Genomic DNA, 22,822 nt, shown 5'->3' with positions numbered 1-22,822 from the left:
TGTTCGTCGGTGCTTACTGGTTGCCGCAGGCCGACGCGGCGGCGTCGAGCCAGGGCAGGTCGTGTCCCATCCGGTCCCGCTTGGTACGCAGGTACCGCAGGTTGTGCTCACCGGCCTGTACGGGCATGGGTTCACGCCCGGTGATCTCGAGACCGTGCCGTACGAGCGCGGCGGTCTTGTCCGGGTTGTTGGTCATCAGGCGCAGGGTGCGCACGCCGAGGTCCCGCAGGATCCGGGCGCCCGCCGCGTAGTCCCGCGCGTCGGCGGGAAGCCCGAGTTCGAGGTTGGCGTCGAGGGTGTCGGAGCCGAGCTCCTGGAGCTCGTACGCGCGCAGTTTGGACAGCAGTCCGATGCCCCGGCCCTCGTGCCCGCGCAGATAGACGATGATCCCGCGGCCCTCGGCCGTGACGCGTTCCATGGAGGTGTGCAGCTGGGGGCCGCAGTCACAGCGCTGGGACTGGAAGATGTCACCGGTCAGGCATTCGGAGTGGACCCGGACGAGGACGTCCTGGCCGTCTTTGATGTCGCCGTGGACGAGTGCCACGTGCTCGACGCCGTCGGCGACGGAGCGGTAGCCGTACGCGGTGAACAGACCGAAGGCGGTGGGCAGCCGGACCTCGGCCTCGCGGCGGACGGTGGGCTCGAAGCTGCGGCGGTAGGCGATCAGGTCCTCGATGGAGATGATCGTGAGGCCGTGCTTGCGGGCGAACGGGATCAGTTCCGGCAGTCGCAGCATCACGCCGTCCTCGCCCGCGATCTCGACGATGGCGCCGGCGGGGCGCAGCCCGGCGAGCCTGGCCAGGTCGACGGCGGCCTCGGTGTGGCCGTTGCGGACGAGCACACCGCCGGCGCGGGCGCGGAGCGGGAAGACGTGGCCGGGGCGTACGAAGTCGCCGGGGCCGGCCGTGCCGCCCGCCAGCATCCGGAGCGTGGTGGCGCGGTCGGCCGCGGAGATCCCGGTGGTCACGCCGTGTTCTGTGGAGGCGTCCACGGAGACGGTGAAGGCCGTCTTCATCGACTCGGTGTTGTGCGTGACCATCTGCGGGAGTTCGAGGCGTTCCAGCTCGTCGTCCTCCATGGGCGCGCAGATCAGACCGCGGCACTCGCTCATCATGAAGGCGATGATCTCGGGGGTCGCCTTCTCGGCGGCGATGACGAGGTCACCCTCGTTCTCCCGGTCCTCGTCGTCGACGACCACGACGGGCCGTCCGGCGGCGATGTCGCGGACGGCCTGCTCGACGGGGTCGAGCGTGAGGTTTTCGAGGGTGCGGTCGTGCAACCAGGTGGGCTGGGCAGTCATGCCGTGGCTCCTTCCAGAGCGGGTGTCCGCGTACGCAGCCACCAGTCGCGCATGCCCCACAGGACGAGTGCGCCGTAGACGACGTAGATGAGGCCGGAGAAGGCGAGTCCGCTGTGGAAGTTGAGCGGTACGCCGACGAGGTCGACGAGCAGCCAGGCGAACCAGAACTCGACCATGCCGCGTGCCTGGGCGATCATCGCCACGAGGGTGCCGGCGAAGATGTAGGCGTCCGCCCAGGGGCTCCAGGAGAGCGACGGGAAGGCGGTGAACAGCCCGCCGACCGCGAGCGTGCCGAGCGCGGCGCCGCCCACCAGGTACCCGCGCTCGCGCCAGGTGGCGAAGCGTACGGCGATGGACCCGTCCTGCGCCTGCTGCCTGCCGCGGGTCCACTGCTGCCATCCCCAGACGGCGACGGCGATGACGATCAGCTGCTTGCCGACGCTGCCCGCCTGCTGCACGGAGACGTTGGCGGCGACCAGGACGGCGCCGGACAGGAGCTGGGCGGGCCAGGTCCAGACCGAGCGGAGCCAGCCGAGGGCCAGGGCGATCAGGCCGATCGTGTTGCCGAGCATGTCCGACCAGATGATGTGCTGTCCGAAGGCGGTGAACGCCTCCGAGTTCAGCCAGTCCAGGGCGTTCATGCGACGGGCTCCCCGGGTTCCGGCGCGACGCCGTGGCCGAGAAGCCGTTCGACGTACTTCGCGAGGACGTCGACCTCGAGGTTGACCGGGTCGCCGGGCTTTTTCAGGCCGAGCGTGGTCAGCGCGAGGGTGGTGGGGATGAGGCTGATGGTGAAGTAGTCGGGGCCGGCGTCGACGACGGTCAGGCTCACGCCGTCGACGGTGATCGAGCCCTTCTCCACCACGTAGCGGGTCAGACCGGCGGGCAGGGAGATCTTGACGATCTCCCAGTTCTCGGAGACCTGGCGCTCGACGATGCGGCCCGTGCCGTCCACGTGTCCCTGGACGATGTGACCGCCGAGACGGCCGCCCAGAGCCATGGGGCGCTCCAGGTTGACCCGGGAGCCGACCGCCAGGGCACCGAGGCTGGAGCGGTCCAGTGTCTCGGCCATGACGTCGGCGGTGAACTCGTTCTCCCCGAGGTCCACGACGGTGAGGCAGACGCCGTTGACGGCGATGGAGTCGCCGTGCTTGGCGTCCTCGGTCACGACGGGGCCGCGCAGTCGGAAGCGGGAGGCGTCGTCGAGCTTCTCGACGGCGGTGACCTCACCCAGTTCTTCGACAATTCCGGTGAACACTCAGTTTCCCTTCCGAGCAGGAACAGGGACGGCGGTGATGCGCAGATCGGGGCCGATACGGACGGACTCGGTCACGTCGAGGCGCAACGCCTGGGAGATGGTGGAGATTCCGGCGTCGGCGAGGGCCGCGGGGCCCGCGCCGAGGAGAACCGGGGCGAGATAGCCGACGACGGTGTCGACCGCTCCCGCGGCGACGAAGGAGCCGGCCAGGACCGGCCCGCCTTCGAGGAGTACGGAACGGATGCCCCGGCCGTGGAGGGCGGCGAGCAGGGCGGCGATGTCCAGGCCGGGCCCGGTGGCGGCGCGCGGCAGGCGCAGCACGGCCTCCTCGGGGAGGTGGCCCGCCTCGGCGTCGTCGGCGACCGCGATCAGGGTGGGCGCGGACCCGTCGAGGACCCGGGCTCCGGGCCGGACGGCGGTGGCACCGGTGTCGACGACCACCCGGAGCGGCTGGGTGGCGCCCTCGATGCCGCGTACGCCCAGCTGGGGATCGTCGCTGCGTGCGGTACCGGAGCCGACCACCACGGCGTCGGCCTCGGCGCGCAGACGGTGGACGTCGGCGCGGGCCTCGGGGGAGGTGATCCAGCGGCTGGTGGCGTCGGCGGCGGCGATCCGGCCGTCGAGGGTCGCCGCGTACTTCCAGAGGACGTACGGGCGGCCGAGGCGGACCGAGGTGAGCCACGCGGCGTTGCCGGCCTCCGCCTCGTCGCGGAGGAGGCCCTCCTCCACCTCGACGCCGGCGGCACGCAGGGTGGCCGCACCGCCGGTGGCCTGCGGGTTCGGGTCGCCCACCGCGTACACGACACGGCGGACGCCGGCCTCGGTGAGCGCCTGGGCGCAGGGGCCGGTGCGTCCGGTGTGGTTACAGGGTTCGAGGGTGACGAGGGCGGTGCCGCCACGGGCCCGCTCGCCGGCCTCGCACAGGGCGTGGATCTCGGCGTGCGGTCCTCCGGCGCGCTGGTGGAAGCCTTCGCCGGCCTGTTCTCCGGAGGCGTCGAGGATGACGCATCCGACGACCGGATTCGGGCTGGTGGCGCCGAGTCCGCGGGCTGCGAGCGTGATCGCCCGCCGCATGGCGGTTCTTTCGGCTGCGGTGGCCACCGGGTCCTCCTGCCTCTTCGGGCACGGACTCCGGGGCCTGTCGATGACGACAGATGAAGCGGAACGCAACAGGGGAACGCCGAAAACCGAAGACACGGATGTGGTCGTCCCGGGAATTCCCGGAACGCATCCGCCTACGGCGGCGTACCTGTGACGGCCCGCCGCGCACTGCCTCCCATCCGGACTTTCACCGTCGGTCCAGGAATCTCACCTGGTCAACCGGCCACTGGATGCGGACGGGTCGCGGACTATAACCGCCGGTTCGGAATTACACCGACCCCGGAGTGCGCTGCTGCTGGTACAGGGTCATTGTGCCACGGCGCGCAGTGATCCGAACGGGTTACTTCTGTGGGGCGGCTCACAGCTCCCGCTGCGGCTGCGGCTGCGGCTGCGGCTGCGGCTGCGGCGACAGTGGTCGGGGCCAGGGCTGACGACCAGGAAAACGTTCCAGCCCGGCTCCGACCCGGGAGCCAGATGCCCGCCCCCAGGGCCGGGCGTCCCATGAGCCGCGCGTTCGCGATCGAGAGCGACATCGCCCCTGCTATTCGGGGGTCCGCAGCTCTCCAGCATCACCCTGACGCGGCCGCTCTCCGGCCGACACATCCCACACCAGTGCCTGCTCAGCCGCGCCTTGCTGCACTTGGCTGCGAAGTCGGCCTCCGGTGAGCAATCGTCGTAATCATGGCGCAGCTCGAAGCGCGGGAATTACAGGTTCAAGACGTCGTCAGGCGCGCAGTTGCGCAGGGTGGTACCGACTGCGGGCAGCAGGCCGTCCACATCCGGGGATTCGTCCAGGGCTTGGCGTAGGTGCTGCTCATGGCCGTCTTGGAGGTGCTCAAGGACGTCCGGCGAGCGAAGCATCTCCGCGAGAACGTCCCGCACGGCGATGACAGCGTCCGCGCCGTTGACTCCGAGCCATCGCCACTTGCGGAGCACAAAGCCGTTGGGCCGGTGTCCCGAGGCGGCCTCCCGTGACTGCTGCCGCTGTTCCTGGTCGGCAAGCCGCTTGAGCTCGGCCTCGACGGCAGCCTGCTGGGCTGCGACAGGGTCGGTCATGTCATACACCCGAGCGGCGTAACGGTAAGCGCGGACGAAGGTCCTGACCCGCCCATTTCACCTGCACCTCAGTCAGTTGGGACGGCGTCTGCCGCCTCGGCGCGGCTCCGGGTGCAGCACGCCACCCACCCGCCTCTACCAGGACCGCCCACTCAGCCGACGCGCTTCCACTCCTGACAGCGGGTCGACTTGAACACCTCACCTTTGTTGACGGTGACCCGGCCGCTGCCGTCCAGGTTGCCGTTGGCGATGATCGCGTCGAACTCGCCGCTGGCGTTGCTCGCCCGCTCCCAGTAGCAGCCGAAGCTCCCCTCGGGCCCTGACGTCTTGTACGTTCCCGCTTTCATGTCCTCACCCACCAGGTATTCGCCGTCTCCCTCGACGGTGGTGGGCAATCCCTTGGGCTTCGGCGGCTTCGGCGGCTTCGGCGGCGGAGCCGTGACCGTCGCGGTCTTCGTCACGGTGACCTTCGGCCCCGGCACTTCGGCCTCCTTGGTGACGGTCTTGGTGACGGTCACCTTCGGAGCGGGGCCTGCGGAGTCCGTGGCCTGGGCCTGGTCGTCCGAGATGCCGATCCCGACGCCGAGGAACAGGGCGACGAGACCGACGGCTCCGTGGGTGAGCCATTTCTTGCCCTGCGACGGCTTACCGGGGACAGGCGAGGGAGGCATGAACGCGCCCGGGAACGCGCCGTGCGGCGGCGGGGCGGGCCGGGTCGGGTACGTAGCGAAGGGAGGCGGGGTGGTCGGGTAGGGCGGGCGGGGCTGCCGCGGGCTGTCGGAATTCATCGTGCGTGCTCCTGGTCGTCGTGAGGTCGCGTCGGCAGAGGTGAGGAGTCCGGTCACTGGCCCCGGATGCGCCGTCCCGCCTCCGTGCCCGGGTAGAGCATCGCGTCGGCGACACGGCCGCCGGAGTCCTTCACGCCGCCGCTGAAGTTGAGCCGACCGGTCGCCCCGGCCTTCGCGGCCACGCCGTCCCAGTAGCGCGCTTCGCGCTCCCACCGGATGTCGGCGAGGAGCCGCTGCAGCGCGTCGGTGCTCAGCGCGTTCGCCGGGTCGGCCCACGGCGTCGTGTGGTGGACGGCGATCCCGAGTCCGGCGAGCACGGCGGGCGCGGTGAGGGCGCTGCGCGAGACGAAGTGGGAGCTGTGCTCGGCGATGAGCCGGGCGAGCAGCGGTACGACGTGTCCCTCGACCTGACCGGCGTCGGTACCGGCGGGCAGCTCGTCCTCCTGGACGGTCTCCGCGGACCGGGAGAGTCCGTTGCGTCCGTAGATCGCCGTGATGACCAGGGCCCGCAGAGCGGAGAGGGTGATCACCTCGGGGTCGCTCTTGCCGACCTGGCGCTTACTGGCGTTGACGAGTTTCGTGAACGGCACGAGCTTGCCGTCCACGTCCACCTTGACGGCCTCGGCGACGCGGTGCGCGAGCCGGGTGGCGAAGTCCCGCTGGTCCATGGACATCGCCAGGTTCTTCGCGACGGCCACGCCCTGGACGTTGCGGTCGTAGAAGATCTGTCGCGCGTCGGCGACGCTCAGGTCGACGTACAGCTCGAACGGCACGCGGATCGTGGCGAGTTCGGCGTAGGTGAGCCCGAAGTGCTCCGGGTCGTCGTACAGCTCGTGCCAGGCCGTCGTCTGGGTCTCGCCGTCGATGGCGACGACCGAGGTGCCGGGCGTGATGGTCAGGGTCCGCAGTCCGGTGCCGGGCAGCAGTTCGTCGCTGAGCGCGGCGAGGGGTCCGGCGTGCCAGAAGGTGATCGGCGGCGTGGACCAGCCGGCGCCCAGCTCCCCCTTGACGCCGTCGGCGATGTACTCGGCGTACGAGCCGACGTTCTTCCCCTTCTGCGTGGACTTCAGCGCCCGCTGCACGAGCGACCGCAGTTCGGCGTGACGACGCACGGCGCCGGAGGCGGCCTTGAGCGTCTTCGTGTCCTCCTCGCGGCGGGGCGAGGGAACGAGCTGGACGAGCGTCGGGACGGACATGGTCCCGATCACGGCGTCCGCCCGGAACGGCATGACGGTGAGCTGGGTGCCTTCGACGACAGCGGTCGACATGGTGATGCGCATGGCGATTCCCCCCACGGGATCGGCGAGTTGCTCGGACCCCCCTCGGGCCGAGCACCTTCGCTTGGAAGCAACAACAGAGAAGCATCACCGTGAAAGCATTGTCAAACAGCTTGACGCGTTTGACCGACGGTGTAAGTTGTGAGCTGTCAGCTACCGAGAGGCCCAGGACTCCCGCCATGCCCCAGCCACCAGCCCAGGTGACCGCCGCCGAGATCTCACGCATCGCCGGAGTCACGCGCGCCACCGTCAGCAACTGGCGCCGTCGACACGACGACTTCCCTGCGCCGTCCGGGGGCACCGATTCCAGCCCGCTGTACGACCTGGTGGGCGTGCAGAAGTGGCTCGGCGCCCGGGGTCACGCCTCGACGGCCGACCCCGCGGAGGAGCTGCGCACCACGCTGCGACTGCACCCCGGGGGTGGCGGCATGACCGGCGCCCTGCTTCCCCTGGCACTGGCCACGGCCCGGCGAACTCCCGAGGAGCGGACCGCACTGGCCGGCCTGTCCGACGCCGAGCTCGTCGCCCGCGCCGACAGGGCGGTGGCCGACCTCGCGGAGCTGGTCCCCGGCGCGGAGGCCGTCCACTTCACGGCGCCTGACGTCGATGTCCTGCGGGCGCTGCTGCGCTGCGTACAGGACGACGCGAGCGGCGAGGCGGCGCTCGCCGTCCTGGCGGAACGGGAGCTGGAGGACAGCGCGGCGAGCGGCACCTATCGCACCCCGGTGCAGCTGGCCGACCTCGTAGCCCGCCTGGTGCCCGGCCCGTACGCACAGGTCATGGACCCGGCGTGCGGCAGCGGCTCCCTGCTCTCGGCCGCCGCCCGGCGTGGTGCGACGACGCTGTACGGGCAGGACAGCGTGCCCGTACAGGCGCAGCGCAGCGCGGTGAGCCTGCTGCTGGCGGCCCCGGGCGCCGACATCACGGTGCGTGTGGGAGACAGTCTCCGCGCGGACGCCTTCGGCGGGATCACCGTGGATGCCGTCCTGTGCAACCCGCCCTACGGCGACCGCGACTGGGGCCACGACGAGCTGGCGTACGACGCCCGCTGGGCGTACGGCGTACCGCCGCGCGCCGAGTCCGAGCTCGCCTGGGTTCAGCACGCGCTGGCTCACCTGGTGCCGGGCGGCCACGCCGTCCTGCTCCTCCCCCCAGCCACCGCATCCCGCGCCTCGGGCCGCCGGGTCCGCATGGAGCTGGTCCGCAGCGGGGCTCTGCGCGCGGTGGTGGCGCTGCCTCCGGGCGCGGCGGCGCCGTTCCACGTCGGGCTGCAAATCTGGGTGCTGCGCCGCCCCGAGCCGGCGGGCCCCGCGCACACGTCGGTCCTGTTCGTCGACACGTCCGAGGCGGCGGGAGCGGGCGGTGACGCGGCGACGGGTGGGAGTACGCGAACGGGCGGCACCGCCTCCGGTACGCGCACCGGCCGCGCCCCACTGAACTGGACGGCTCTCACCGAGACGGCCCTCACCCAGTGGTCGGCCTTCACGAAGGACCCGGACGCGTACGCCGACGAGCCAGGCACCGCCCGCGCGGTCCCGGTGGTCGACCTCCTGGACGACGTCGTGGACCTCTCCCCCGCCCGCCATGTACGCGCCTCGCGCACGGACGTCGCCCCGGCGGAACTGGCCCAGGAGGCGGACGAGGTACGCCGACGGCTCGTCGCCGGTGCCAAGGCACTGGGCAGGGCTGCCGGTTACGACGACTGGAGCGCGGCCGGCTCCTCCCCGCGCGTGTGGCGCACGGCCACGGCGTCGGACCTGTCCCGGGGCGGTGCACTCACGTTGCTGCGCACGGCGCCGGACTCCAAGGGCTCCGCCGGTGCGGCATCGGTGACCGCCGTGCTCACCGGCCTGGACATCGCGCGCGGTACGGCCCCATCCGGTGACCCGAGCGGGCTGCGGGCGGACGGCGCGCCGGTGATCGCTGCGGGCGACGTGCTCGTACGGGCGGTCGCGGGGGGCAGCGGCGCGATGGCCCGAGTGGCGGACGACGCGGACGCCGGGGCACTGCTCGGCCACCAGGTCCACCTGTTCCGGCCGGATCCGGCAAGGCTCGATCCATGGTTCCTGGCCGGCTTCCTGGGCGCGGAGGAGAACATCGCGAGCGCGTCCACGGGCAGCACAGTGCTTCACGTCAGCCCGGGCCGCCTGCGCGTACCGCTGCTTCCACTGGAGGAGCAGAGACGCTACGGCGAGGCGTTCCGCCGCGTCCACGCCCTGAGAACCGAGGCCGCGCGCGCCACGGAACTGGCCGAGGAGACCGCGCGGCTGCTGGTCGGCGGGCTGACGGGAGGCGGGCTGGTTCCGTCGGCCCCGGCGGCGGCCGGCAGCAGGGCCTCCGCGGAATCGGCCTGAACCAGCACTACGGCCTTCACGCAACCACCACACTTGTCAGTACCCGCTCCGGTAGACCGGAGAGCGGGGGGTCCGAAAGGAAACCGGGGAATCCCTTGAACAGCAGCAAGCACACGGAGTTGGCGAACCACGCCTGGTCCGTCGCCGACCTTCTGCGCGGCGATTACAAGCAGTCCGACTACGGAAAGGTCATCCTTCCGTTCCTGGTGCTGCGCCGCCTCGAATGCGTACTGGAGCCGACACGGGAGAAGGTCGCGGAGACGGCCGCCCGTTTCGAGGGCCAGGAGATCGACACGGACCACTTCCTGCGCCGGGCGTCGGGCCACTCGTTCTACAACACCAGCAGCCTGACCCTGCGGAAGATCGCCGGCGACGCGAGCAACGCGGCGGCGAACCTCCAGGTGTACGTCGGGGGCTTCTCCCCCAACGCCCGTGAGGTCATGGAGAAGTACGAGTTCGCCCAGCAGATCCGCAAGCTGGACAGTGCGAACCTGCTCTACCAGGTCATCGGCAAGTTCACGGACCTGGACCTGCGCCCGGAGGTCGTGCCCAACCACAACATGGGCTACATCTTCGAGGAGCTGATCCGGCGCTTCTCCGAGCAGTCCAACGAGACCGCGGGCGAGCACTTCACCCCGCGCGAAGTCATCAAGCTGATGGTCAACCTGTTGATCGCCCCGGACGGCGACGCGCTCAGCCTGCCGGGTGTCGTACGCACGGCCATGGACCCCGCCTGCGGTACGGGCGGCATGCTCAGCGCGGCCGAGGACCACATCAAGTCGTACAACGACGGCGCCACGGTGGAGGTCTACGGGCAGGAGCTCAACCCGGAGTCCTGGGCGATCTGCCGGTCCGACCTGATGATCAAGGAGCAGAACCCGGAGAACATCGCCTTCGGCAACTCCTTCTCGGACGACGGCCACGCGCGGGAGAAGTTCGACTACCTGCTGGCCAACCCGCCGTTCGGCGTGGAGTGGAAGAAGGTCAAGGACGAGGTCGAGTACGAGCACAGGAACCTCGGTGACTCCGGCCGCTTCGGCGCGGGCCTGCCCCGCATCAGCGACGGCTCACTGCTCTTCCTCCAGCACATGATCGCGAAGATGAAGCCGGTGGACGTGAACGGCGGTGGTGGCTCCCGCATCGCCATCGTCTTCAACGGCTCCCCGCTCTTCTCAGGTGCGGCTGGCTCGGGTGAGTCGGAGATCCGCCGTTGGATCCTGGAGAACGACTGGCTTGAGGCGATCGTCGCCCTGCCGGACCAGCTCTTCTACAACACGGCCATCTCCACCTACTTCTGGATCCTGACGAACCGCAAGGACACCCAGCACAAGGGCAAGGTCGTGCTGCTGGACGCGCGCGACCAGTGGGTGAAGATGCGAAAGTCGCTGGGCGACAAGCGCAAGGAACTGGGCGACGGCACGGGCGGCAAGCCGAACCACATCGGCGACATCACCCGCCTGTACGGGGAGGCTGTGGCCGCCGCGGCGGACCCGGAGCACCCGATACACGCCAAGGTGAAGGTCTTCGACAACACGGCCTTCGGCTACCAGCGGATCACGGTCGAGCGACCGTTGAGGCTGCGGTTCGAGCTGTCGGACGAGACGCTGGCGGCGCTGCTGGCGTCGAAGCCGGTGCAGAAGTGGGCGGAGGAGCGCTTCCTGCCGCGCGAGCCGGAGCTGGCGGCGAAGGTGAAGGCCCGCCGAAAGCTGACGGACGAGGAACAGGCCCAGTTCCAGAAGCTGGCCGACGCCGAGGCGCAGGTGCTCGGGGACGCGCTGAGCCCGCTGCTGAACACGGAGTGGGCGACCAAGTCCGAGGCGCAGGTCGCGGTACGGAACGCCATGGCGGAAGCAGGCGTGCAGGGCCCGACGGGCGCGACGTTCACGAAAGCGCTGCGGGACACGGTGGGGGTACGCGATCCGGAGGGCGAGAAGCAGCTACTCAAGGGCGGCAACCCGGAGCCGGACAGCGAGCTACGTGACTACGAGAACGTGCCGCTAGGCGAGGACATCGAGGCGTACCTGAAGCGGGAGGTGCACCCGCACGTGCCGGAGGCATGGATCGACCACTCGAAGACGAAGGCGGGGTACGAAATCCCGTTCACGCGGCACTTCTACGCGTATGAGCCGCCGCGGCCGTTGGCTGAGATCGACGCGGAGCTGAAAACGCTCGAGGCGGAGATTCAGGCACTGTTGGGAGAGGTGACAGAATGACCCAAGCAATCATTAGCTCCTTCCCCGTGACCCCACTTCGACGATTCATCAGGAACTTGACAGACGGTCCCTTCGGGAGCTCGCTCACAAGTAGTCACTACTCAGATGAGGGCGCCCGAGTGATTCGTCTCGGGAATATTGGATCAGCCGAGTTTCGAAATTCCGACGAAGCGTATATTCCACTGAAATATTTCTACGAGCTGCAACGCCATGAGGTGAGAGCAGGAGATCTAATCATTGCTGGCCTTGGCGACTCCAACCATCCGGTTGGCCGTGCTTGCCTGGCACCAGAAGACTTGGGGCCGGCAATAGTCAAAGCCGACTGTTTCCGCGCTCGCCTTGATGAATCTCGTCTCACACATCGCTACGCCGCCTGGGCGCTGAGCTCGTCAGCTGTCTCTCAGCAAATCCGCACACTCACCCGCGGAACGACGCGCACTCGAATCAATCTCGATGTCGTACGCGAGATCCAAGTGCCGATGCCTCCACAAGAGGAGCAGCGCCGCATCACCGAATTCCTCGACGCTGAGACCGCCCGTATCGATAAACTGCGCAGCAGGCGAGAGTCACAGGTTTCTCTCATCGAAGAACGCTTGTTCGCAATCTGGGCACAGGTAATCACAAGTGACGGAGATTCTGACGCCGGGTGGGTTCCCCTTCGTAGGTTCATTAACGCCATCACCGACGGGCCGTTCGGCAGCTCCCTGACCAGTACCCATTACGCGGATTCAGGCGCCCAAGTCATCAGGCTCGGGAATCTCGGCAGGGCCGAGTTCCGGAACAGGGAACGCGCATACATTCCACTCGACTACTTCGCAGAGCTCAAAAGGCATGAGGCCGTCCCAGGGGACCTCATTGTTGCGGGGCTTGGAGATCAGACTCACCCACTCGGACGAGCATGCGTGTTGCCGGAAGGGCTTGGCCCAGCGATGGTCAAGGCTGACTGCTTTAGACTTCGCCTCGACCAGAAGATCATGTCTCATGAGTACGCCGCGTGGGCATTGAGTTCGCCGCCCGTCGCGGAGCAGGTATCGCTGCTCGCTCGTGGATCTACTCGCGCCAGAATCAACCTGGAGGTTGTGCGGGAAATTATGGTCCCCGCGCCCTCGCTCGAAGGTCAAGGACGTTCGACCGCACGGCTGACCGAGGCGCGGGCTGCCACACAAGCGGTGATCCGAAGCTGCACTCGGCAACTGGACCTTCTCTCCGAACGCCGCCAAGCCCTCATCACCGCCGCCGTAACCGGCCAGTTCGACGTCTCCACCGCCAGCGGCCGCAACGTAACGGACGGAGTGCCGGGATGAGCCCCATCCATGACGAGTCCGCCTTCGGCAACGCCATAGTCGCCGCCATGGCTGGGCGCGGATGGCGCGAAGCCCACCCCGAGGACTACCAGGCCGACCTCGGCCTGGACACCAACGAGCTGTTCACCTTCCTCGGCGAGAGCCAGCCCCGCGAGTGGGACGAACTCCTCGCCGTCTACGGCAACGACCCCAACGCCGCCCAGCGCGGCTTCGCCCAGCGCCTCGACAAGGCCATCAGCGACGACGGCCTCCTCCACGTCCTCCGCAACGGTGTCAAGGACCGGGGCGTCCGCCTCCGCATGGCCTACTTCAAGCCGAACCTCGTCGCCGACGGCTCCGTCCTCAACGGCTACCGCGCCAACCGCCTCACCGTCGTACGCGAACTCGTCTACGCCACCAAGCAGGCCGACTGGGGCAACAAGCTCGACCTGACCCTGTTCCTGAACGGCATTCCCGTCGCCACCGCCGAGTTGAAGAACCCGCTCACGCGGCAGGGCGTCGAGCACGCCAAGGAGCAGTACCGCACCGACCGCGACCCCACCGAGCTGATCTTCACGCGCCGCGTCATCGCTAACTTCGCGGTCGACCCGGACCTCGTCTTCGTCGCCACCCAGCTCCGGGGCAAGAACACCCGCTTCTTGCCCTTCAACACCGGTTCCAACGGCGCCGGCCTGCCCGGGGGTGCCGGAAACCCGGCCCCCACCGCGTACGGCACGTACGCCACGTCCTACCTGTGGGAGCAGGTCTGGGCGCGGGACAACTGGCTGGACCTGCTCCAGCGTTACGTACACCAGCAGAAGACCAAGACTCCCGGCGGCGGTACCACCAAGTCGACGATCTTCCCGCGCTTCCACCAGTGGGACGTGGTCAAGAAGCTCACCACTCACGCGGCGACCTTCGGCGTGGGCCAGAACTACCTCGTCATGGCCTCCGCCGGCTCCGGTAAGTCGAACACCATCGGATGGCTCGCCCACCGCCTGAGCGACCTCCACGCCGGTACGGACCCCCGCACGCTCGACCCGGATGCGCTGTCCGCTGGCCGGATCAAGCCGGGTGCACCGGTCTTCGACAAGGTCATCGTCATCACGGACCGCCGCAACCTCGACGCCCAGCTCCGGGAGACGGTCGGCAGCTTCTCGCAGATCGAGGGCCTGGTCGTGAAGGTGGACGAGAAGCACGGTTCGAAGAGCGAGCAGCTCGCCCGCGCGCTGTCCCGGGACACAGGCAAGATCGTCACGGTCACCCTGCACTCGTTCCCGGCGCTCCTGGACTACATCCAGCGCAACCCAACCAAGATCGAGGGCACCAGATTCGCCATCATCGTGGACGAGGCGCACTCCTCCCAGTCCGGTGACGCCGCCACCGCTGTCCGCGCGGCCCTGCGTAACCTCGGTCTGGACTCCGACTCGGAGGATCAGGGCGCGACGGCCGTCACACTCGACGAGAAGTTGAAGAAGAAGGCCGCGGAGCGCTCGAAGGCCGCGAACCTCTCCTACTTCGCGTTCACCGCCACTCCGAAGGCCAAGACGCTCGAACTCTTCGGCACGGAAGACACCGTGGACGGCAAGGCGGCCTACCGTCCCTTCCACACGTACTCCATGCGCCAGGCCATTGAGGAAGGCTTCATCCTCGATCCGCTGCGCAACTACGTCACGTACAACACGTACTGGAAGCTGGTGAACCAGAATCCGGACGAGCGCGAGGTGGATCCCTCGAAGGCCAACAGCCTGCTCGCCCGGTACGCGCTCACCCACGAGTACACCGTCTCCCAGCACGCCCAGGTGATCGTCGAGCACTTCCTGACGCACTCACGCGGTCGGCTCGGCGGGCGGGCCAAATCCATGGTGGTGACGGCCAGACGGCAGTCGGCCGTGGAGATGGCGCGGGCCATCAAGAGTTACATCCAGGACCGGGACTACGACACCAAGTACCCGGACCTGGGTGTCCTGGTGGCGTTCTCCGGCTCGCTCACGATCGACGACGAGGAGACGACCGAGCCGAAGGAGAACGGCGGGATCGCGGAGAGCGCGCTGCCGAAGGCGTTCGCGTACACCCGGGCCGACGACAAGGCGGTCGGCGCGGGCGGCCGGGGCCAGCAGGAGTACAAGATCCTGGTGGTCGCGGAGAAGTATCAGACGGGCTTCGACCAGCCGCTGCTGACGACCATGTACGTCAGCAAGAAGCTGACCGGTATCTCAGCCGTCCAGACCCTGTCCCGTCTCAACCGCACGGCCGACCGCAAGAACCAGGCGGACCTCGCGGTCCTGGACTTCGCGAATGACGCCGAGGACATCCGCGACGCGTTCCGCCCGTACTTCGAGGAGGCCAACACCCTCCCCTCCGACCCGAACTTGCTCTACACCGCGCAGAGCCGGGTCATGTCGGCGCCGATCATCTCGGAGTCGGAGATGGACGAGTTCGCCGCGGCGTACTTCGCGGCGAAGGAGAAGGCGGCCGGCTCGCAGGCCAAGTGGGAGAAGCTGCACGCGGAGCTGTACCGGCTCCTCTCCCCCGCCGTCGCCCGCTTCACCCCGCTCATGGAGAGCGAGGAGGAGGACGACGTGGAGACGGCGGAGGACTTCCGCGCAGACCTGAACGACTACGTCCGCAAGTACGGCTTCCTCGCCCAGATCGTTCCGTACCGCGACGCCGAGTTGGAACGGCTCCACCTCTATGGCCGCTACCTCCTCAACCGGCTCCCGCGCCGCGCGGACGGTGGCGTGGACATAGGGGAGATCGACCTCAGTCACCTGCGGGTGGAGAAGACGGGCGAGTACGACGTCTCCCTGTCCCCCGAGGGGTCCGCCCAGCTCCCCGGCTTCGGTGACGGCACGGGCGGCGCGGCAGAGGCGGAGAGGTCGCTGCTGTCGGAACTGATCGAGGCGTTCAACGCCAAGTTCGGCACGGACTTCACCGAGGAAGACGTCCGCAAGCCGTTCAACAAGACCACGGAAGACCCCAAGGTCCGGGCGGCGGCCGTCGTCAACGACGAGGCCAACTTCGGCAAGGTCTTCGACCGGGCCTTCGCCGACAACATGGCCGACCACATCGAGACGACCGCCGGCATAGGGCGTCAGTACTTCGGCCCCGACAAGAGCTTCCGGTCCAACCTGGACCGCAGCGCTCGACGGGCGGCGTGGCGGATGATCCGCCGCGAGGAGAACGTGGACGAGTAGTACCCGTGCGAACGGGAGAGGCCCGCCGCGGCGCTGGGTCGGCGTCGCGGTGGGCCTCTTCCCTACGCTGCTCAGCCAGCGACGAGCCCGACGAACCCGGCCCATGCGCCAGGGCCGATGGTCAGCACCGGGCCGTCGGGGTGCTTCGAGTCCCGGATGTGCACGTGCGCGGCCTCGGTAGCGAACTCAACGCACTCGCCGCCGTTGCCGGTGCTGTAACTGCTCTTGGACCACGTCAAATCGAGGGTCGCCAGCCTGGTGTGGTGAATGGTCATTTCTCTCCCAGAAGCTTCTCGATGAACTCCGAGGACTCACGAGGAGTGAGAGCCTGTGACCGGATGATGCCATAGCGGGCTTCAAGCTCGCGGACCGCTGCACGGCCTGTGTAGAGACGGCTGTCACCCTGCACTTCGGCATAGGCAATGCGCTGCCCTTGCGCGGTGTCGATCAGCGTGAAAGGTCCGCCGAGTGCCGCGTGGTCCTCACGGTCCAGGGGCATCACCTGCACTTCGACGTTGCGCTTCTCACCGAGGCGCAGCATGTGTTCCAGCTGGCCGTGCAGCGCTGTCCGACCACCGATCGGCCTGCGAAGTACAGCCTCATCCACAATGAAGCTCAACAGCGGCGCGGGGCGTCGATCGTAGATCTCCTGCCTGGCCAGTCGAGCAGACACTCCCTGCTCAATGATCTCGTCGTCAAGCAACGGCCGTTCCTGCTGGAACCCTGCCCGCGCATAGTCTGCCGTCTGCAACAGGCCTGGCACCGCATAAAGCCCGTACACACAGAGGGCTACCGCCTTCGCCTCCAACCGCGCAGCATCCCGAAAGAACGCCGGATACTGCGACCGCGCCAGCTCCTCCTTCAACGCCACCAGCAGTCCCCCGGCGTCCAGCACGCGGTCCGCCTTGTCGATGAACTCCGGTTGCGGAATCCGCCGCCCCTGCTCGAACGACGCGACGGACTGCGCCGCGTATCCCACCCGCTTGCCGAACTCCACCCGGTCCAGCCCCGCCCTCACCCGCAACAGCTTCAACTGCCGCCCGAACGCGACCGCAACCCCGTTCTCCGCCTTGCCCTCCGGCTGGGCTGAGGCACCCGACGAGCGCTCCGCGCCCTCCTCCGTACCCACGCCCGCATCCATCTCGTCCTGCGTCATCCGCCACCGCCTGTCCCCGTACGCACACGCACCACGTCCGTCGCGCTCAACCGTCACACAACAGAGAGCACTTCACAGCTCACCCGGCAGGACGACATCACCCACGTCTGCGGCCCCCGAACCACCGCGCCCGCCTTGCCTCGTCCCGCTCGGGCACCGTAATCACCCGCTCGCACGCCTGCACAGCGTTCACAGGCAAGTCCCTCCAAAGAGTGGGTACAAGCGGGCCGACGCTCGTCCATCCCGGCCACCCGTGGATCACATAGCCTCTGCGGGTGGCGCACCCTGTCGACCCGCGAGAGGACACTCCTCATGGCCAAGACCACCCAGCTCCGCACCTACACCGTCCGCGAAGGCCTGCTGGACGAGTGGGCGCAGCGGTGGAAGGCCGACATCCTGCCGCTGCGTCTTGAGTTGGGGTTCGCGATCGGCGGCGCCTGGGTCGACCGGGAGCACAACCAGTTCGTCTGGCTGATCTCCTACGAGGGCCCGGAGACGTTTGCCGAGCGCAACGCGATGTACTGGGACTCGCCGGCCCGCAAGTCGATGGACCTCGATCCGGACGACTACCTCGTCAGCACCGAGGAGCGGACGGTGGAGGAGTGGTACTGAGCCGACGCGCGCCGTCTACGCCCCCGCCAGGGGCAGCAGGTGCCGTCGCCGTTCGTCCTCGTCAAGGGTCCGGAACACACGCCCCCGGGCATGGGCTTCGAGCCGGTCGTAGTCGGGGTCGGCGGACCAGATGCGGGCTGTGCCGTCGAAGGAGGCGGTGAGCAGCCGGGTGCTGTCCCGGGACCATGCGACCGACGAGACCTTGTCCTGGTGGACGCCTACGACGGCGACCTCCTCGAAGGTGTCGGCACGCCAGACACGTACTGTCCGGTCGTCCGAGCCGCTGGCGATGAAGCGGCCGTCGGGTGACCAGGCCACGCAGCGGACGCGCCCCTCGTGGCCCTTGAGCACATCCATGCGGCGGCCCGTGGTGACCTCCCACACCGCCACCGTCCAGTCGCCGGAGGCCGTGGCGATCCATTGTTCGTCCGGGGACCATGCGACGTCGTCGACGTAGTTGTCGTGGCCTCGCAGGACGGTGAGCTGGCGGCTCTCCGCGACGTCCCAGAGGCGGCAGGTGCGGTCGTCCGATGAGCTGGCGAGGAGTCGCCCGCCGGGCGCCCAGGCGATGCGTCCCACCCAGTCCTGGTGGCCGGCCAGAGCGGTGAGCTCGGTGCCGGTGTCCGCGTCCCGTACGCGCACGATGCCGTCGTGTCCGCCGGTGGCGATGCGGCGGCCGTCGGGTGCCCAGGTGCATGACTCGACGACCTCTCCCCGTTGCTCGACCAGCACGGCACCGGTGCCGTCCACGATGCGGAAGAGGCCGTCGTTGGTGCTGAGCGCGAGTCTGCCGTCCTGGGGCAGCGGGGACCACGCCACGCTCCAGACCCGGTCGTCGAGCCTCAGCGGCTCTCCCTCAGGGGTCCCGTCGCTCGCGGACCAGCGGCGTACGGTCGCGTCGTCGCAGGCGGTGGCGATCCGCTGTTCGTCGGCGGACCAGGATGCCTGGTTCACCGGGCCGCGGTGGCCGTCGGCCGCGACGACCTCAGCTCCTCGCGGCCGCAGGTCCCACACGATCGCCGAACCGTCGGTCGAGCTGGTGGCGAGCTGGGTGCCGGAGGGCGACCAGGTCACGCCCCAGACCGTGTCGCTGTGGCCCCGCAGCACGGCCAGGACCTTCGCGTCCTGGGCGCTGACGAGGCGCACGGTGTGGTCGGAGGACGCGGAGGCGAGGGCCCGGCTGTCCGGGGACCAGGCCAGGTTCCACACGTAGTCGGTGTGGCCGCGCAGCAGCAGCCGCAGGGCACCGGTCCGGGCGTCCCAGATGCGGGCGGTGTGGTCACCGCTGCCCGTGGCGAGGGAGAGGCCGTCCGGCGACCAGGCGATGCCTTCGACGAAGTCCGTATGGCCTTCCAGCACGACATCGGTGGCACCGGTGGCAAGGTCCCACACGCGGGCCGTCTGGTCGTGCGATGCCGAGGCGAGGCGTGTGCTGTCCGGCGACCATGTGACGCCCCACACGTCGTTCCGGTGCCCTTCCAAAGCCTGCGTGAGGCTCCCCGTCCCGGCCTCCCACACGCGTACGACACAGTCCTTCGAACTGGCAGCGACGTACTGTCCGTCAGGTGACCAGGCCACCTGCCTCACGATGTCCGTGGCTCCGGTCAGCAGCCGGACGGACTCGCCCGAGGCGGCGTCCCAGATACGCACGACACGTTCTCGCCCCGCCGTCGCGACGTACGCGGAGTCCGGCGACCATGCGACCGACTCGACCATCGCTCCGTCGGACGGCAGGACGAGCAGCGACTGCCCGGACCGGGCATCCAGGATGCGGGCGCTGCCGTCACGTGATGCGGTGGCCAGCCGTCGGCCGTCCGGTGACCAGACGATGTGCCTGACGGTGTCCGTGTGCGCATCCACGCGCGTGCGGAGGTGGCTCGCCGCCAGCGCCGCCATGAGGCCGCGGCGGGCCGAGGGAGTCGGCGTGCATTCGCCGAGCGCTGCCAGGGACAGGAGTACGGCCCGCTCCGGATGCGTCTCCGCGCTTCCGAGCGCGTACTGGCCGATACTGTCCGACACGCGACGGAGGAAGGCCAGATCGCGCCGCTGTGACGACTGCACCAGCACACGAACCGGCTCGGACGCGATGCCTGACTCCTCCAGCGCGGTGAGCCTGCGCTGGGCCAGGGAGAGCCGCTCCCCTGTAAGGAGGTAGTCGTCACTGCGGCCGGAGCGTTCCCAGTCCTCGGCCCACCGCTCCAGCTCGGCGCGCTCGCGCAGTTGGTCCACGCGTGACTCGACCTCTTGGCGGAGCGGGGCCCACTGGCGGAACAGCGCCTCGTGTGTCACCTGTGCGTAGGGCTCCTCCTGGCCTGGGGTGCCGTCGCCGGCCGCGTCGGACATCAACAGGCGTGCGTCGATGAAGGCGTCCACGACGCGCCGTTCCCGGTCGGTGAGCTCGGACAGCGGGACGCGCTTCCGAGCCACTTCCTGACCCTGGACCGTCACGAACCGGAGGAGGACGCGCAGGACGAAGGCGATACCGTCGGCATGATCGAGCTCGGACACCGTGTGGTCCGCCTGCCGCGCGAGGGCGCCTGCCACGCCGCCTAATTCGCGGTACAGCTCCTCGGTCACGGTCCCGCCTGGACCGGAGGCGAAGTAGAGCTCCTGGAGGAGGTAGGCCAGCAGCGGCAAAGCGTCGTCCGTGCCGGCGTCGTCGACGATGGCGTCGACCACGCCCGGCGCGAAGGAGAGATCCACCAGTGCGGCAGGGCTCTCCACGACCTGCGCGAACTGACTCCTGCCGAGCGCGCCGACAGTGACGGGGTGTTGGCAGATCTCGGCGTGGCCGGTGGTCAGGATCCGAGCGAGGAAGTCCACCCGCAGGGTGGCGAGTACGCGGACGCTCGGGTCCTGCTCCACGCACAGGCGGAGCGCGTCGAGGAACTGGGCGCGTTCCCGGTCACCGGCGAGAGTGACGACCTCTTCGAACTGGTCCACCACCAGCAGCACGCGTCGGAACCGGCCGCCGCGCAGGCGGGTCAGTTCGGTCCTCAGCGCAGTGGGGCCCTGCCGCAGACGCCGCAGGACCGCACCTGCGGATTCCTCTCCTCCACCTGCGGCTGCAATGGCCGCGGCCATCGCGCCCAGCGGGTTCGTCCCCGGAGTGAAGGCGGGGATCAGTGTCCAACGGCGGTCGCGCAGGCGAGGCATGACACCAGCTCTGACCAGAGAGGATTTTCCGCTCCCTGATGCGCCGACGAGCACGAGGAAGCGGTCGGTCGGCCTGTCCGGGGATGTGTGCAGCCTGCGGGTCAACTCGGCGGCCAAGGCCTCCCGTCCGAAGTACACAGCCGCTTCGTCCTCCGCGAAGGCGTCCAGTCCTGGGTACGGGACCCGGTCACGTGGCCAGTCGACCTGCGGCGGCGCCGGATTCTCCAGCCGGTACACCACGACCTGGCCCACCACCATCGCGACGACCAGCACACCGATGGCGGGGACGGACGCCCTCTGGATGACCTGTAACAGCCAGGGGGCTTCGTCGGCTCCGGTGGCGTAGTTGGTGACGATGCCGAACAGGCTCGCGACCAGCACCAACATCACCTGAAGCGCGAGCTGCATCCGCTGCCTCATGGCGCACCGACGGTCAGACCGTCTTCGCTCCGCAGCACAGCGTGCCCCCGTTCCCCGTTGCCCCAGCCATCTTCAGACCCGAACCCGTCGATCTCAACAGCGTGCGACAGAACAAGCCATCGGGGTGAGGTGGCGAGCAGTACGTGGGCAAGGGCCCCAGGACTCGGGGTTCGGGCGGCGAGCTCCGAGCGCCGGGGTGGAGGCGTTCACTCGCAGGGGGGACATCTCCGGAGGCCGGGCCCGACGCTTGAGCTTCGGGATTCGGGGGTCGGAATGCGAGGCCCGGGATTCGAGCGATGTTGTTCACCCGGTAGGTAGAAGAAGGGGTTTGGGAAAACCTCCCCACCCTCCCTACCCCGTCACGGCCAGCCGATATGACTAAATGTGATCAGCTTGCGGCGCACCGTCACGGCTGCTTACGGTGCCCCCAACGAATCGACCCCGACGCGGTGCAGCAAACACCAGGCCGGGGTCTCACCCCAAGATCGAAACGAGCGATCCCGTGGCTACCGAGCACCTTAGCCCTGCCCTCAGCGCACCCGCATCCTCACGCCCGTACGCGAAAGCCAGCCCCGGCTACGGCAAACGAACCGCATCAGGACAACGCGCGGCCCAGCCAGACGACTTCGCCCTGATGCCGGAGCGCGAGCGGTATATCGCCGGATTCGTCGACCGGCTCCCGGACGGCGCGGCCATGGACATCAAGTCACTGGCCAAGAGCCTCCCGCTGTACGGCCAGATGGCCGTCTCCAGTGCGTTGAAGGCCCTCGGGGTCGCCGGACATCTGCGCCGCGTACGCTGCCAAACCGGCGACGGCGACCAGGTCCGCTGGGTCTCCCGCACCTACTGGTCCCGTACCGCACGCGACAACGAGTGGTGGGACGCCTTTCTCACTGCCGAGGGCAGCGACCCCATCCCCGTAGCCGTTCCCGTTCCCGCTCCCCCGCCGGCCAAGACCGCCCCGCAAGCCCCGGCCACACCCCCGCCCCCGCCCGTGGCGCAACCACCGGCCGCCGAGGCTGAGCCCACCCCGCAGCCGACAACCGACCCTGCCCCCGCCCGCGTACCGCAGCAGCACCCGCCCGCAGCGACGTCGGCCGCACCCTCCCCCGCGTATCTCGCCCTGGCCCACCTTGGCCGCACCGAGCCGCGCCTGGCCCTCTCCGCAGCCGACTGCCAGGCCCTGGAGCCCCTGGCCGCCGAGTGGTTCGCGCGGGGCGTGGACGCCACCTACCTCACCCGGGCCCTCACCTCGGGCCTCCCCGCACAGGTCGACTCCCCCATCGGCTTCGTACGCCGCCGCCTCACCGACAAGCTGCCACCGCACGTGGCCGGCAGCCCGGCCCCTGCCATGGCCGCCTCCCCGGGACGCCGCCTCCTGGCGGAGTGCACCGAATGCGGCCGCCCCGGCGCACCCGAAGCGCTCCCCGACGGCCTCTGCCGCCCCTGCCGGACCAACGCATCAGGCACTGCTTCGACCACCCCAACTCCGTCCGCGGAACGCGACGTACACGCACTGGTCAGCCAGCTCCGCGACCTGACCCGCCTGCCCTGACCCTCCGCAACCAACTTGGTGCATTCACGCAGAACCGCAGGGCGCTGAGCCATAGACTCCGACCGCGAACGCCGACGTCGTCAGGCCGTTGGGCGT

Annotated in this window: 16 protein-coding genes and 1 riboswitch; of the genes, 6 read left to right on the top strand and 10 right to left on the bottom strand. The window is 69.1% G+C overall.

Annotated features, from left to right (window positions below; genetic code table 11):
• Nucleotides 1–13: 13 nt before the first annotated feature.
• From ACWD04_RS27665 to ACWD04_RS27635, 7 genes are all read right to left on the bottom strand, one after another.
• Nucleotides 14–1,300 (bottom strand): bifunctional 3,4-dihydroxy-2-butanone-4-phosphate synthase/GTP cyclohydrolase II, encoded by a 1,287-nt coding sequence (locus ACWD04_RS27665; protein ID WP_451136377.1) that lies wholly within the window; start codon nt 1,298–1,300, stop codon nt 14–16.
• Nucleotides 1,297–1,941 carry a nicotinamide mononucleotide transporter family protein gene (locus ACWD04_RS27660; RefSeq protein ID WP_451136375.1) on the bottom strand — a complete coding sequence of 215 codons (645 nt, stop codon included), beginning with the start codon at nt 1,939–1,941 and terminating at the stop codon, nt 1,297–1,299. Before ACWD04_RS27660 ends, ACWD04_RS27665 begins: the two co-directional genes overlap by 4 nt.
• Nucleotides 1,938–2,558 carry a riboflavin synthase gene (locus ACWD04_RS27655; protein WP_451136373.1) on the bottom strand — a complete coding sequence of 207 codons (621 nt, stop codon included), beginning with the start codon at nt 2,556–2,558 and terminating at the stop codon, nt 1,938–1,940. The genes ACWD04_RS27660 and ACWD04_RS27655 overlap by 4 nt, the downstream gene beginning before the upstream one ends.
• Entirely contained in the window at nt 2,559–3,659 is a 1,101-nt protein-coding gene (ribD, locus tag ACWD04_RS27650) for a bifunctional diaminohydroxyphosphoribosylaminopyrimidine deaminase/5-amino-6-(5-phosphoribosylamino)uracil reductase RibD (RefSeq protein WP_451136371.1), read from the bottom strand.
• Nucleotides 3,660–3,820: 161 nt separating this feature from the next.
• Nucleotides 3,821–3,951, bottom strand: a riboswitch (FMN riboswitch).
• Nucleotides 3,952–4,364: 413 nt separating this feature from the next.
• Nucleotides 4,365–4,715, bottom strand: coding sequence for a hypothetical protein (locus tag ACWD04_RS27645; RefSeq protein WP_451136369.1), 351 nt, complete (start codon nt 4,713–4,715; stop codon nt 4,365–4,367).
• A 152-nt stretch (nt 4,716–4,867) separates the two neighbouring features.
• The gene (locus ACWD04_RS27640) at nt 4,868–5,503 is read right to left on the bottom strand and encodes a hypothetical protein (protein ID WP_451136367.1); all 636 of its coding nucleotides are present in this window, start codon (nt 5,501–5,503) and stop codon (nt 4,868–4,870) included.
• Between the two features lie 53 nt (nt 5,504–5,556).
• Complete coding sequence (locus ACWD04_RS27635; protein WP_451136365.1) at nt 5,557–6,783, bottom strand: DNA sulfur modification protein DndB; 1,227 nt, start codon at nt 6,781–6,783, stop codon at nt 5,557–5,559.
• Between the two features lie 176 nt (nt 6,784–6,959).
• Here ACWD04_RS27635 and ACWD04_RS27630 point away from each other — a divergent pair, with 176 nt between their 5' ends.
• The 4 genes from ACWD04_RS27630 (at nt 6,960) to ACWD04_RS27615 (ending at nt 15,827) form a co-directional block, all read left to right on the top strand.
• Nucleotides 6,960–9,134: an N-6 DNA methylase gene (locus ACWD04_RS27630; RefSeq protein ID WP_451136363.1), complete on the top strand. Its 2,175-nt coding sequence runs from the start codon at nt 6,960–6,962 to the stop codon at nt 9,132–9,134.
• A 95-nt stretch (nt 9,135–9,229) separates the two neighbouring features.
• Nucleotides 9,230–11,347, top strand: coding sequence for a type I restriction-modification system subunit M (locus ACWD04_RS27625; protein WP_451136361.1), 2,118 nt, complete (start codon nt 9,230–9,232; stop codon nt 11,345–11,347).
• A gap of 119 nt (nt 11,348–11,466) precedes the next feature.
• Nucleotides 11,467–12,651, top strand: a complete 1,185-nt coding sequence (locus ACWD04_RS27620; protein WP_451136359.1) for a restriction endonuclease subunit S — start codon at nt 11,467–11,469, stop codon at nt 12,649–12,651.
• Nucleotides 12,648–15,827, top strand: coding sequence for a type I restriction endonuclease subunit R (locus tag ACWD04_RS27615; RefSeq protein ID WP_451136357.1), 3,180 nt, complete (start codon nt 12,648–12,650; stop codon nt 15,825–15,827). The genes ACWD04_RS27620 and ACWD04_RS27615 overlap by 4 nt, the downstream gene beginning before the upstream one ends.
• Nucleotides 15,828–15,898: 71 nt before the next feature.
• On the opposite strand, the gene ACWD04_RS27610 is transcribed toward ACWD04_RS27615, so the two are convergent.
• Both ACWD04_RS27610 and ACWD04_RS27605 read right to left on the bottom strand, forming a co-directional pair.
• The gene (locus tag ACWD04_RS27610) at nt 15,899–16,102 is read right to left on the bottom strand and encodes a DUF397 domain-containing protein (protein ID WP_351773273.1); all 204 of its coding nucleotides are present in this window, start codon (nt 16,100–16,102) and stop codon (nt 15,899–15,901) included.
• The gene (locus ACWD04_RS27605) at nt 16,099–16,983 is read right to left on the bottom strand and encodes a helix-turn-helix domain-containing protein (RefSeq protein WP_109881709.1); all 885 of its coding nucleotides are present in this window, start codon (nt 16,981–16,983) and stop codon (nt 16,099–16,101) included. Before ACWD04_RS27605 ends, ACWD04_RS27610 begins: the two co-directional genes overlap by 4 nt.
• Before the next feature lie 312 nt (nt 16,984–17,295).
• Between ACWD04_RS27605 and ACWD04_RS27600 the strand changes: the two genes are divergently transcribed.
• Complete coding sequence (locus tag ACWD04_RS27600) at nt 17,296–17,595, top strand: NIPSNAP family protein (protein WP_398970558.1); 300 nt, start codon at nt 17,296–17,298, stop codon at nt 17,593–17,595.
• Nucleotides 17,596–17,610: 15 nt separating this feature from the next.
• On the opposite strand, the gene ACWD04_RS27595 is transcribed toward ACWD04_RS27600, so the two are convergent.
• Nucleotides 17,611–21,159, bottom strand: a complete 3,549-nt coding sequence (locus ACWD04_RS27595; RefSeq protein WP_451136354.1) for an nSTAND1 domain-containing NTPase — start codon at nt 21,157–21,159, stop codon at nt 17,611–17,613.
• Between the two features lie 514 nt (nt 21,160–21,673).
• On the opposite strand from ACWD04_RS27595, the gene ACWD04_RS27590 reads away from it, so the two are divergent.
• On the top strand, nt 21,674–22,726 hold the full coding sequence (locus ACWD04_RS27590) for a MarR family transcriptional regulator (protein ID WP_451136352.1): 1,053 nt from the start codon (nt 21,674–21,676) through the stop codon (nt 22,724–22,726).
• The last annotated feature ends 96 nt before the right edge of the window (nt 22,727–22,822 follow it).

The sequence above is a fragment of the Streptomyces sp. NPDC002911 genome (assembly GCF_053591835.1).
Note: the sequence above shows the minus strand (reverse complement) of the source record. Positions and strands in the feature narration are given on the sequence as shown.

Coding starts and splice junctions, on each gene's coding strand:
- ACWD04_RS27665 (WP_451136377.1), bottom strand. CDS start 1,300: ATGACTGCCCAGCCCACCTGGTTGCACGACCGCACCCTCGAAAACCTC.
- ACWD04_RS27660 (WP_451136375.1), bottom strand. CDS start 1,941: ATGAACGCCCTGGACTGGCTGAACTCGGAGGCGTTCACCGCCTTCGGA.
- ACWD04_RS27645 (WP_451136369.1), bottom strand. CDS start 4,715: ATGACCGACCCTGTCGCAGCCCAGCAGGCTGCCGTCGAGGCCGAGCTC.
- ACWD04_RS27640 (WP_451136367.1), bottom strand. CDS start 5,503: ATGAATTCCGACAGCCCGCGGCAGCCCCGCCCGCCCTACCCGACCACC.
- ACWD04_RS27635 (WP_451136365.1), bottom strand. CDS start 6,783: ATGCGCATCACCATGTCGACCGCTGTCGTCGAAGGCACCCAGCTCACC.
- ACWD04_RS27630 (WP_451136363.1), top strand. CDS start 6,960: ATGCCCCAGCCACCAGCCCAGGTGACCGCCGCCGAGATCTCACGCATC.
- ACWD04_RS27615 (WP_451136357.1), top strand. CDS start 12,648: ATGAGCCCCATCCATGACGAGTCCGCCTTCGGCAACGCCATAGTCGCC.
- ACWD04_RS27610 (WP_351773273.1), bottom strand. CDS start 16,102: ATGACCATTCACCACACCAGGCTGGCGACCCTCGATTTGACGTGGTCC.
- ACWD04_RS27605 (WP_109881709.1), bottom strand. CDS start 16,983: ATGACGCAGGACGAGATGGATGCGGGCGTGGGTACGGAGGAGGGCGCG.
- ACWD04_RS27600 (WP_398970558.1), top strand. CDS start 17,296: ATGGCCAAGACCACCCAGCTCCGCACCTACACCGTCCGCGAAGGCCTG.
- ACWD04_RS27595 (WP_451136354.1), bottom strand. CDS start 21,159: ATGCAGCTCGCGCTTCAGGTGATGTTGGTGCTGGTCGCGAGCCTGTTC.